The organism is Aquirufa aurantiipilula (assembly GCF_019923745.1).
Lineage (GTDB): Bacteria > Bacteroidota > Bacteroidia > Cytophagales > Spirosomataceae > Aquirufa > Aquirufa aurantiipilula.
This window is the reverse complement of the sequence record NZ_JAANOG010000002.1, coordinates 42,055-53,706: the sequence shown is the minus strand read 5'-3', so window position 1 is coordinate 53,706 and position 11,652 is coordinate 42,055. Positions and strand designations below refer to the sequence as shown.

The following is an 11,652-nucleotide window of genomic DNA, read 5'->3' as shown; positions in this document are numbered from 1 at the left end:
TTCTTATTTTTGAAAAAAAAAGAAAGAGCAAGGAAAGTTAAGCTTCAGAAAAAGTGATGAATTTAAAAGATTTAAAAATACTTTTCATTTAAAATCAAGCACTTTTCTATTCATTAATTCACATGGATTTTCTTTTTTTTGAAAAAAAAGAAACAAAAAAAACCTTTTTTGTCGCTCCGCCAAGGCGAATTCTGCTTCGCAGAACCGTGATTCTCTCCGCTATCGCCTATACTTTTGACGCCGACACGCATCGCCTTTGCTAAGGTCAAAACCTCGTCTACCGCTGCGTTCATCACATTTCGCTGGGCTGAACGACGGGATTAAATATGAAAAATTCCACATTTTAAATTCTTCATTCTATATTGAACTATTCGCACGAAGCATGAGCGAAGCGGAAGGCGGAAAGAAAATTGTAAATAATAAAGTATAAATGAGATTGGCGTCATTCTACCATCTAAATCCCAATAATACCTAATAACTTAACCCTAATCACTATCTTTCTACATTCTACATTTCCCATCAACACTAACAACAATTTTCCTTTTCTTTGATGCATGAAACAATTACTTGAGCATTTTCCCTGGAAACCATCTGATACTTTGCTTTCCTTAGGTTGTGGATCTGGGTGGTGGGAGGTGAATCTCCTATTGCATCAACCTTGTCGAGAAATCATTCTAATTGACCTCAATACTCAAGTATTAAGCTTGGAAGCTGTACAAGAAAGCATTGCGTACTTTGAAAAAAAACAATCTTCATCCTTTTCCACTCTGGTCCAAATTTTTCATTCTCCCATAACTGAAATTCCAATTACCCCACTCAGCATAGATGGTATTTTCATTTTCAATGCCTGGCATGAATTAGCTCCTTTAGAAGAGATTCTACCTGTTTTAAAACGATTAGTGAAACCCGGCGGATGGATTCTATTAGAAGAGGAATTGTCGGTAGATCAGCGCCGCATCCATGAAGGCTGTGCACAAGAGCTGTATTTCCAAGAAGAAATAGACCTACAAATGGCTAGCATAGAATTCGAAATGAGTCAAAAACTAGTCAAGGAAAAGCAGACTTTTTATTTAAAATACGTGAAACGGTGAAAACATGTATTTTTTTGAGGTATAATTAAATGCTTTTCGCAAATTTGCATTCGAATTCGCTACATCAATGACCCCAACCAACGAAAGACCCTACATCATCGGAATCACAGGTGGAAGTGCCTCTGGAAAAACATTGTTTTTACAAAGGCTCATGTCCCAGTTTCCTTCCGAAGAAATCTGTCTTTTATCTCAAGATAATTATTACCGCCCCAAGCAGGATCAAACTAAAGACGAAAATGGGATTGAGAATTTTGATTTACCGGGAGCCATTGACGATGAAGCTTTTGCCAAAGATGTAGAAAAATTACGTTCAGGAGAAATTGTAACTCGGGAAGAGTACACTTTCAATAACTCGAGTAAAGTACCTGATATCTTGCATTTTTATCCTCGAAAAATTTTAGTGGTAGAAGGCATTTTCGTCTTCCATTTTCCTGAAGTTGCCAAATTGTTGGACTTGAAAATATTCATTGACGCACAAAACAAAATCAAATTGAAGCGTCGTATCAAGCGTGATAACGAAGAAAGAGGTTATGATTTACAAGATGTGATGTACCGTTGGAAATACCACGTTAAACCTACTTACGAAGAATTTATTCGTCCGCACAAAAAAAGCTGCGACATTGTTATTCCGAACAACATCCATTTTGAAAAAGGATTGGAAGTGATCGTTCACTACCTCAAATCACGCATTAAGTAAATCCAAGTTATAGTGCAATCCCTTATTTTCTCTCTGAGCACGAGCATGCTTAATGATTAAATATGCCACATTAATCATGTTTCTTAATTCACACAGAGGAACCGTGATTTTGGATTGTTTGTACAATTCCTCATGTTCCAAATAGATCAATTCCAAGCGATCATAGGCCCGCTTCAATCGTCGATCAGTACGAACTATTCCCACATAATTACTCATGATGGACTCCAATTCACGAGTCATCTCGGTTACCAAAACCATTTCTTCTGGATTTCTAGTCCCCTCATCATTCCAATGAGGAATACCAGCTGGGATGGTCTGTGTACCAAATTCACCAATGGATTTTTCAAATGCACGGTGGGCATATACGATAGCTTCCAATAAGGAATTAGATGCCAAACGATTAGCGCCATGCAAACCGGTATGAGAACATTCGCCAGCGGCATACAGGTGCTCAATATTGGTTTGGCTGTATTCATTCACAATGATTCCCCCACATAAATAATGTTGGCAAGGCACCACAGGAATCATTTCTTGCGACATATCTATTCCCAACTGGTCCAAACAGTAATGGTAGATCATGGGAAAATGTGCAATGATTTCTTCTTTGGGAATATGTCGAGTATCTAGATAAACATGATCTGTACCATTTTTCTTCATTTCTGAATCGATGGCCCTCGCTACTATATCCCGAGGAGCTAATGATAGGCGCTCATCATACTTTTCCATGAAGGTTGACCCATCCAGATTTTTCAATATCCCTCCATGCCCACGCACAGCTTCAGAAATCAAGAAATTGGGTTTTTTGCCAGGCTGATACAAAGCTGTAGGATGAAACTGGATGTATTGCATCCCTTTCACAAAACCTTTGGCACGGTAGGCCATGGCTATACCATCTCCCGTGGCAATGGTTGGATTGGTGGTAGATTGATACACTTGACCTATTCCGCCGGTGGCTAACAAGGTCGTTTTCCCAATAAAAGTTTCTACTTTTTTAGTTTTCTTATTTAAAACATACACCCCAAAACACTTTTTATTAGGCGTATCCTTAGTCACTTTCTCCCCTAAATGATGTTGGGTAATTAAGTCAACCGCAAAATAATGGGTGAAAAAATCAACTGAATCGAAAGATTTTACCTTTTCCAATAAAGCTCTTTCAATTTCATTTCCTGTGGAATCTTTGTAATGCAAAATACGCTTATCTGAATGACCACCTTCTTTGACTAAATCAAAACTACCATCTGATTTTCGGTCGAAGTCTGTTCCGTATGAAATCAGCTCTTTCAAGCGCTCGGGGGCTTCTTTTACTACCAATTCCACTACGTTTGGATCACTTTCAAAGTCGCCAGCTACTAATGTATCTTGAATGTGTTTTTCAAAAGAATCTTGATTATCCCAAACCGCAGCTATTCCTCCTTGAGCATATTTGGTATTGGTTTCCTCGGCAACCGTTTTGGTAATTAAAGCAATTTTGATGGGAATCTGTTTATCCTGGAAGTATTGGGCTACCTTAACGGTGTATGATAAGCCAGCGATTCCAGAACCCACCACAATAAAATCATACGTAGGCATATTCATGTCTTTCAGAGGCGCAAATTAACCAAAAGCCTATTTAAAAGAAAATATTGAATATTAATGTTAAATTTGCGACGAATTAAACCCTTAAATAAACATTTGAAGCAAATGGAAACCTCCAACAACACCTCAAAGATTGCCTTGATTGTACTGGCTGTATTAACCGCTGTACTTGGCGTCTTGTATTTCCGTTCTAACCAACTAACACAAGAACAAGCAGTCAATATTGAAGAAAAAGCCACCGAATTAGCGAATACGCGCATGAAACTGGACTCCATTTCTACTCAATTGGATGCTAAAATTGAGGAGATCAAAGCCTTAGGTGGACAAGTGAGTGATTTAGAAGCATTAAAATTACAGTTAGAACAAGATAAAAGCTCTTTGAAAAAAGCGAACCACGCTACGATTGCCTCTTACGATGCGAAAATCAAAGAATACGATTTAGTGTTGACTCAGAAAGATGCTGACATTGTAGAATTGAAAAAGCAGAATGGAATTTTGACGGAGAACAACCAAGTGTTGACTACACAAAATCAAACCTTGAATACCGAGAATTCTGGTCTAAAAACAGAAAACAAAACCTTGGTAGATACGCTATCTGAAGTAACGGCTAAGAACAAGGAATTAGCTAGAAAAGTGAGCATAGCAGCAGCATTAAAAGCGCAAAGCTTACGCGTGTTATCCGTGAATAGCAAAGGAAAAGAAGCAGAGAAATCTCGTTTCAATGGTAAGAAAATTGAGAAGTTGAAAATCACGTTCAACTTGGCTAGCAACCCAATTACTAAATTAGAGAACAAAACTATTTTTGTTCGCGTATTAGATGCTGATGGTGCCATCGTTTCTGACGAAGCAGCTGGTTCTGGTAAATTCACTCAAGATGGAAAAGAAATGGTGTATACAGCTAAACAAGTGGTGACCTATTCCAACAATAACCAGGCGGTAGATGTATTCTATTCTCGTGGTGGTGTGGCTTACAAACCAGGCAAATACACGATTGAATTATACTCCGAAGGTTTCGCGATTGGAACAGGTGGATTTGAGGTGAAATAAGAAAATAGGTATTAGATATTAGGTTTTAGTGATTAGAAGGAACTGCGAAAGTGGTTCCTTTTTTAATGGGGAATGGAGAATGGAGAATGTAGAATGTCTTGTCCTAATAATAGTTCACTTGGTGATTATTATTAACTCATTGTAAGTATAAATTAAGCAATATAAGCCCTCCAAAGAGCAAATTAAAAGTCACGTTTATGATTCAAAATTTTAGCAAAAAAAATAAGATTTGCAAAAAACAGGAATTAAGAAACCTATTGCATTGATTGCAGCACAGCTATGCAACACATTTATTAGAAGCAGGAACTGATTTAAGCTATATTTAAAAATTTCTGGATTACAGGGGTAGTAAGACAACAGAAATTTACACCCATGTCGGGACGAAAAGCAAGCAAAATATCTGCTCTCCATTTGATAATTTACAATAAAAGTTATATTTGAATTTACTTAGGCCAATAGTGCCAATACACCCATTTTCACATACATCTGCGCTATGGAGTAGCGTGTATATACTAGTTAGCACTCATTATAAAAGAAACACATTGATGTATGGAAGATGACAATACTAATTTTGAAATTATTGAATGCATATGTTCTTGGTATGACCTTTTAGGTTATGGTAAACCTTTAATGGATTCAGGTTGGAACTTGAACGACAATCTATGCATGAATCAATTAAAAAGAATAACAGAATTAGACTTAAGTTATACAAACAAATACTCATCTAGACACGGGACTACAACCTTTAGCTTAAATGATGGCGTTATAACAAACTTTGACATTGATTCAAAAAAACCTAATTACATTTTAAGACAAGTTCTTGTCTTAGATGATTTACTCCTTGAATATGAAAGTTTAAATACAAGAGACACAAGATCTGGTTTTCCTGGTGTACGTGGAATAATAACATACGGACATCGTTATAATTACACTCATGTAGAATCGACAGTTTCTGTCTTAGATAATAATGCAGTAGCCTATCACCCTCGCGTATTTCAAATGAATACTGCATTTTCAAAAGCTTATATAATGGAATCATCTGGCTCAAGGGCAGGAATTTCTGGAAATAATCTTTACATAGACAAATATCTCCTTAGCAATATTGAAAATATGGTTTTGGGAATAACAACAGGTGATATCAGAGTTGAAAAATGCTTAGATGACGAAATCCAAGACAAATCATTCGCTGTATTTCGCAATGGCGAACTATTGCTAAAAATTGAATTTGAAAATGAGTCTATTAACTATAACTACAAAGGCATAATAACAACACTATTGAGATTCAAAAACAGAATATCATTACAAGACCAATTAGCTAATGAAGCCGCATTCAGAGCTGGCCAAAGATATTTACAAATGGAGAAAGACGAATTCGGGGATGAAAATAACGAGTGCTAACACGGGTTTTGCTTCAGGCGGCAGACGTGCAAACTTGGAGCTTTAGTAATAAATTGAAACTTTGTGCTCCAAAACCCGCCCGAATGCAAAGCCCGAAAACGTTAGCAGCAATATTAAACCTCAGAAAAAATATCTTAAAGTTGCACAGACAAATTAAAATATAAATAGCCATGATACGAGCACGAATTATTAAAAATGTAAATGACATACTTGACAAACATCAGTACTTTGATAGTAATGACTTTGTAATTACAACTAAAAAGGAATATTCAGGGACGGAGTTGAAAATTGTTTATAATCTTGATAACCGCTATGAGTTAAGTATTCGAGTACCAGATGAAGCTAAAGAAGATGGATCATATGAATTTTCTGGAACACTTTCCCCAGGACCACTTTCATTTCAAGAAAAAATTAAATTTAATAAAGAGTCTGTTCTATATACAAAAATAACTCTTTGGATGGATTGCATTTGGAGTGAATTGTGTTCAGACCCTGTAGTGAAAGAAATTGACAAACAAAGGGAAGACATAAATAAAATACTTGAAACCTTATCAGATGTACCTGACGAATACTTTTCTAAGGAGGAAGTATCTACCTTAACAGAAAGATTAAACAAACTAGAGGAAGAGTTAAAATCGCAAATTGAACACAATACAAAGAATAAAAAAGATCTAGAAAAGCAAATAGAAGACCTGATTGGAGATATTGAAAACTTAAAAGTAACTCTGAACTCAACAAAAAAAGCTGGATGGAGAAAAAACTTTGTAACTAAGGTTTACAAATGGGTTAAGGACCCAAATAACAGAAAAATAATTGGAGATGGTTTTGAAATCGCTAAAGGGCTATTACCTAATGAATACAAGGGTTATTTGCCAGAGAAAATAGACTAATTTGCTGAAACGAAAACACTGCTGCTAACACGCGTTTGGCTCAATGACGGTTAAGGTGCTAAATTTTATTATTTTCGTTCTTATCAAGTTCTCTTTTGGTTGACAGTTAACGGTTCTAAACCGCCACTGCGCCAAGCCCGAAATTCAGCTATTCGACATGTTCTAAAAGGCATGTCGAATTGTTGATAAAAAGAATCTTCGATTCGCTTTCATCAGAATATATGTTCTTTTAGGTTACAATTGGTGGGGAATGTAGATCCTCTGGATTTGTAGTTCGACATAACATATGTCGAACAGCGGCAAGGAAATTGTAAATGATGAATTATAAATGATAAATGGATTCCATCCCTTATTCTCCATTCTACATTAAACGGTTAATTCCAATGAAAGAGAGAAAATTGTAAATGATGAATCATAAATGATCAATGGATTCCATTCTACATTCCTAATTCTACATTCTATATTAATCTCACTTCCCAAACAGCTTATTAAAGCTTCGGTTATACAACAAACTAGCACCAATGGTTTGGTTAATTTGGTAGGAGTTTAAAGACCCAAGCAGGGTGGTTTGAACGTTGCGGTTATAGGTTTTCAAGCGAAGAGACCCATCTCTTTTCACAAAATATTCCAAGGCCCAGTCGCCCAGTAAAATCAAAGGACTCGTCTGATTTCGAGCATCGGTAAAGCCCCCACTTCGGGTAATACGTAAGCGGTCATTCATATTATATGAAGCGCGCAATTGTAAATTAGATAAGATATCTTGATTCAAATTCCCTCCTCCTAAGTACACATCAATGTTCAAATCCTTATTGATTTGAGAGGCCAAATTACTTAATTGATTGGACAGCATTTCCGTAAAATTACCCACTAAATTACCCAAGGCGATACCACTTCCACCAAAAGGGGACACCAATTGCCCAAACAACAAGACATTAGAAACTTGTCGAGTTAACTCTTGCTCATCCGTCTTAATTCGATTCGTAAAAGCCGTCACAGCACCATTCAAATGCACATCTTTGGGGTAATCTCGAATACCAATATCAAAGGATATATTGGGTGATAGAAGTCGATTTTGCAAATTAATTGTCACATCAACAGGGTATCTCCTTTTGAATTCTGGCAAGTTGGATTTATTGGTAGTATCCAATAATATTGGAAATAATGAAGCATACTGAGTATAAATAGCTTTGATGTTCACATTGGCCTCCAAAGGATCTCCAGTCCATGAAATCTTAGAGCCACGCTGAATCGCAAATCGCTTATTGATCAAATTCTGCAAGGTGAAAGTATAGTCTCCTTGGTCAATGGCGTAGTCGCCGACCATCCTAAACTGCCCCTTTTTGTCCAAAGTCATATTGATGTTTCCTGTACCGTAAATCCGCATCAAATCACCTTTCTTTTTATCGATTTGCACCTCGCCATAAGCTTCCGGCGTAAAGGCTAAATCCAAGTCCAAACTTATCCCTCCTTCCTTTAATTTGGATGTCAGTTGCTGGTTCACATTGGTCAAATCTACTTGTAATGACTTACTAAAAAACTCGTAGTCTTCATCATTTTCCGTACTACTTTCTCGATCCAAAGGAATGAATAAACGTGTTCCTTTTTCACTCTTCAAGTCGGCAGTAATCAATAAATCATGCAATGCCCCTCGGATAGAAATAGGCCCTGAAGTATAACCTGTTCCATAATAAAAGGAAGTAGGATCTCGCTGGGTATTTAATAATTTGAAACGATTTAAATTTGCCTCAATATTCATTTCAAATGGACTTCCTGCAGGAAAAACAAAATTGGCATTTAGCTTAGCCGTGTTACCTTCAGGGTCTGATATCCTCCAATTTCGACCAATGATTTGTCGGGTCTTAAACTCCACGGTATCTGAAAATGCCATGCTAGTTTTCAGATAATCAAAAAATAATTTTGCTTTCTGAAGCACTATTTTACCCTCAATATCTGGGTCATTTAGGGTTCCTTTCACCTTTAATTTACCTGAAGCATCACCTGCTAAACCAGAAAAAACACCTTGGGTAAATGGTTCTAAAATACTGAGATTGGTCTTGTTTAACTCCGCCGTAATATCCAGCTTATTCCTCGTTTCAAAAGGCTTATAGGTTCCATCTACCTCCATGACTGATTCCCCTAAACGATTTAAATGATAGTTCAAATCCATCGTTTTCAAATCCGCATTGTAGGTTCCAACTCCTTGTAAATTGCCAATGTAAAAAGTATTCAAATGCAAGGAATCAACCAGCAACCATGTGTCTAGTCGAGTATGCTGATACCAATCTTGAATGTTGATTTCTGCATTCAATTCGCCCTGAACTTTCAAAGAAAACAAAGGTGCTAAGGTGCCTAACTGAAACTTATTAGCTCTCAACCTTAAGGTCTCCGTAGAATCCATGGACAAGCTTCCTTGTAAAGCGATGGACTGCTTTTGATTTGAGATCAAGAAGTGCTCAGCATGCAGTTCCTTACCTTGAATGGAAATTTTGTTTTCTGGGTCAACCGCCCAATCTTGTCCTAAGATCCGTAAATAAGTATCTTTAAATCGTAGTGACAAACCATCCTTTTCAAATCGCCAAACTCCGCCTAAATGAGCAGAATTATCATCTCCTTGTTGTTTGAAATCCAATTCAAAATTGATGCGATCTTGATCCCAAAGTCCATCTAATTTCAAATTTTCCGTTGGAGTAAGGAAGTTCAAATGCTGTCTTCTCGATTGAAAAACCAAGCTACTCGAAACCTCAGGGCCACCTAAAAACTTGGAACTTTGGAAGGAAAAAATGGATTGATAAAACTTATATCCTCCCATAACCAGCGTATCAGGATAAGACTCCAAACTCAAAGAAACTGACCTTCCTTTATTGACGCTCCCAGAAAAAACCGTGTTCTTCGCTAGGTCAATTGTTGGAAACCAGCGTGTTAAAATAGGCTTGGCATCATGGCAGATAACGGTAAAATCGGACACATATTTTCGACTCGTTTCATGGGTTTTTGCCGCATAATATGCAGTTCTTTCACTCTCGTTTTTGGTAAAATACAAGGTATATTCTTCCCATAATTGGCCTATATCTTTTTGTAATTGAGACGGCACAAAATCACCTTCTGCCTCCACCGAAATCAAATCCGAGTTTAATCGATAGTGACGTTTTACTCCTTTTAAATCTGAACTAAATGTCAACAAATGTATAGGTAAATCCATCTTCTTGGGAGTACCCAAAATGGCCTCAGAAAAAGTCGCTTTCCCTTCTAAATCATCCAAATCATTCATAGCGATATTGACTTGAAAATCACTCACCAACTGCATGGGGGTATCTGTAATATGCAACCTTCCCAAGTCGACATGATCTATCCGTCCTTCCAAATTGTAGACAGGTTTTTCTTGCCTTAAATTGATTTCCCCACTCATCTGTGCCAGTAAATTACTATCCTTAACAGAGACCAATCCTTTGAATAATTGCCTTTGCAAATTACCTTTCAAACTAACTCTTCGATACGCATAGCGCTTGATGTTAATTTCAGATACCTGACCATCAAAATCAACTTTGGCTGAATTGCTTGAAAAACCGGATCCCTTGACCTGAGCTTCCAAATCAACAGTTCCCAAATATTCCTCCAAACTGAATAATTTCCCCAGCTTAAATTTCTTCAACTTCAACTTACCTTGGTATTTAGAAAAGGCCATGGAATCACTCAAATTCATCACTACATCGCCTTCCATATAACCTAAACCCGTGTTTAACTTACCCGAAGTATTGAAGTCTTTATTGGTACCCGAAAACTTTCCACCAAAGGAAACGGGACCTAAAATATTCATTTTTTCTACAGCTGATTTGGATAAAAAGACTTGTAAATCTTGTGGGTGAAAGAGTGAGTTCACCATGTCAAAATTCATCACTGTTTTATCAATTTCAGGTAAACCTTTGAAACTAAAATCTCCCCGTAGCACACTTCTGTTTCCAAAAGCCATTTCAAAATTCTTCAGATTTAAACGAGCTACAGGACCTTCCAAATTTCCTTTCAACTTGTACATACCTTTGTATTGGTACATATCTGAAACAAACCTTCCCAAGTCTTCTCCACGAATTTGACTATTGTCAAAATAGGCATTCATACTGACTTTCTTATTCCAAAATTTGAAGTCTTGGGTACTTGAATAATTGAAAACAATCTGGTTTTTTATCTGAGAATCATTGAAAAATAAGTTCAATTGATCGAACCGCATCTGCTTGTCAGCATACATGAATTTGGTATCCAAAGACTTAATATTCAAACCGCTGATTGGATCCAATGCTTTAAGCCCAATGGTTTGCAAACCCAAGGTATCCCCTTGTACAAAAAAGTCCTTGACCTTGGCATTAATATGCGTAAAAATGAGGTGATTCAAATCGAAATGCTTAGCAGTAGCTTCACTCTTGATTTGTTGATCATCCAACATGAAGGAGCCATCCACGACTTCGGCATCCAATATTTCAAATTTAGAACTTGGTCCAGCCACACTAGGACCCGGATTAAGCCAATGGTCTATCCGAACAATGAACTCATCCAAATTCATTTTTCCTGATTTTTCCTCAAAAATCAGGTGAACTTTGGGTTGATACAAACGGGCATAATCTAGGTGAGGATTGCTCCCTTGGAACAGTAAATCGGACAAATTAAAATTAACATCCAATCGCTCAATGTGGATCATTTCTTTACCCCAGGGGTCTTTGACCCGTAAACCCCAGAAACTTATTTCATCAAAAAACTTGAGCTGGATAGCACGAACCGTCAGTGGATAGCCAATGGCCTTCTCTATTTTCGGCGCAAAATACTGAGCTAATAAGGTTTGATTGGAGGGAACTCTAAGTAATAAGACCGTTACAAAAAACAACAAAAAAATCCCCACCAAACCGTAAAGAATGGATTTAGCGAAGATTTTGGTTGTTTTAATCATATTTTCTTTTTCAGAAAAACC

Annotated in this window: 8 protein-coding genes; 5 read left to right on the top strand and 3 right to left on the bottom strand. The window is 37.0% G+C overall.

The window, feature by feature from the left end:
* Positions 1–113 precede the first annotated feature (113 nt).
* Positions 114–293: a hypothetical protein gene (locus G9H60_RS02210; RefSeq protein WP_223142487.1), complete on the bottom strand. Its 180-nt coding sequence runs from the start codon at positions 291–293 to the stop codon at positions 114–116.
* Between the two features lie 261 nt (positions 294–554).
* Here G9H60_RS02210 and G9H60_RS02205 point away from each other — a divergent pair, with 261 nt between their 5' ends.
* Both G9H60_RS02205 and udk read left to right on the top strand, forming a co-directional pair.
* Complete coding sequence (locus tag G9H60_RS02205) at positions 555–1,091, top strand: class I SAM-dependent methyltransferase (RefSeq protein WP_223142486.1); 537 nt, start codon at positions 555–557, stop codon at positions 1,089–1,091.
* Positions 1,092–1,158: 67 nt separating this feature from the next.
* Positions 1,159–1,788, top strand: coding sequence for a uridine kinase (udk, locus tag G9H60_RS02200; protein ID WP_223142485.1), 630 nt, complete (start codon positions 1,159–1,161; stop codon positions 1,786–1,788).
* Here the strand turns inward: udk and nadB are convergent.
* Positions 1,774–3,357 (bottom strand): L-aspartate oxidase, encoded by a 1,584-nt coding sequence (gene nadB / locus G9H60_RS02195; protein ID WP_223142740.1) that lies wholly within the window; start codon positions 3,355–3,357, stop codon positions 1,774–1,776. The genes udk and nadB overlap by 15 nt on opposite strands.
* A gap of 111 nt (positions 3,358–3,468) precedes the next feature.
* Between nadB and G9H60_RS02190 the strand changes: the two genes are divergently transcribed.
* The 3 genes from G9H60_RS02190 to G9H60_RS02180 all read left to right on the top strand — a co-directional run bounded on the left by G9H60_RS02190 (position 3,469) and on the right by G9H60_RS02180 (position 6,698).
* Complete coding sequence (locus G9H60_RS02190; RefSeq protein ID WP_130924678.1) at positions 3,469–4,410, top strand: hypothetical protein; 942 nt, start codon at positions 3,469–3,471, stop codon at positions 4,408–4,410.
* 549 nt (positions 4,411–4,959) lie between these two features.
* Positions 4,960–5,808 carry a hypothetical protein gene (locus G9H60_RS02185; RefSeq protein WP_223142484.1) on the top strand — a complete coding sequence of 283 codons (849 nt, stop codon included), beginning with the start codon at positions 4,960–4,962 and terminating at the stop codon, positions 5,806–5,808.
* Positions 5,809–5,978: 170 nt separating this feature from the next.
* Positions 5,979–6,698, top strand: coding sequence for a hypothetical protein (locus G9H60_RS02180; protein ID WP_223142483.1), 720 nt, complete (start codon positions 5,979–5,981; stop codon positions 6,696–6,698).
* Positions 6,699–7,167: 469 nt separating this feature from the next.
* Here the strand turns inward: G9H60_RS02180 and G9H60_RS02175 are convergent, their stop codons facing one another.
* A complete protein-coding gene (locus G9H60_RS02175) occupies positions 7,168–11,631 on the bottom strand; it encodes a translocation/assembly module TamB domain-containing protein (RefSeq protein WP_223142482.1) in 4,464 nt (1,487 codons plus the stop codon).
* Positions 11,632–11,652 lie beyond the last annotated feature (21 nt).

Excerpts from the sequence above, each read along its gene's own strand:
- G9H60_RS02210 (WP_223142487.1), bottom strand. The coding sequence starts at position 293 with ATGAACGCAGCGGTAGACGAGGTTTTGACCTTAGCAAAGGCGATGCGT.
- G9H60_RS02205 (WP_223142486.1), top strand. The coding sequence starts at position 555 with ATGAAACAATTACTTGAGCATTTTCCCTGGAAACCATCTGATACTTTG.
- udk (WP_223142485.1), top strand. The coding sequence starts at position 1,159 with ATGACCCCAACCAACGAAAGACCCTACATCATCGGAATCACAGGTGGA.
- nadB (WP_223142740.1), bottom strand. The coding sequence starts at position 3,357 with ATGCCTACGTATGATTTTATTGTGGTGGGTTCTGGAATCGCTGGCTTA.
- G9H60_RS02190 (WP_130924678.1), top strand. The coding sequence starts at position 3,469 with ATGGAAACCTCCAACAACACCTCAAAGATTGCCTTGATTGTACTGGCT.
- G9H60_RS02185 (WP_223142484.1), top strand. The coding sequence starts at position 4,960 with ATGGAAGATGACAATACTAATTTTGAAATTATTGAATGCATATGTTCT.
- G9H60_RS02180 (WP_223142483.1), top strand. The coding sequence starts at position 5,979 with ATGATACGAGCACGAATTATTAAAAATGTAAATGACATACTTGACAAA.
- G9H60_RS02175 (WP_223142482.1), bottom strand. The coding sequence starts at position 11,631 with ATGATTAAAACAACCAAAATCTTCGCTAAATCCATTCTTTACGGTTTG.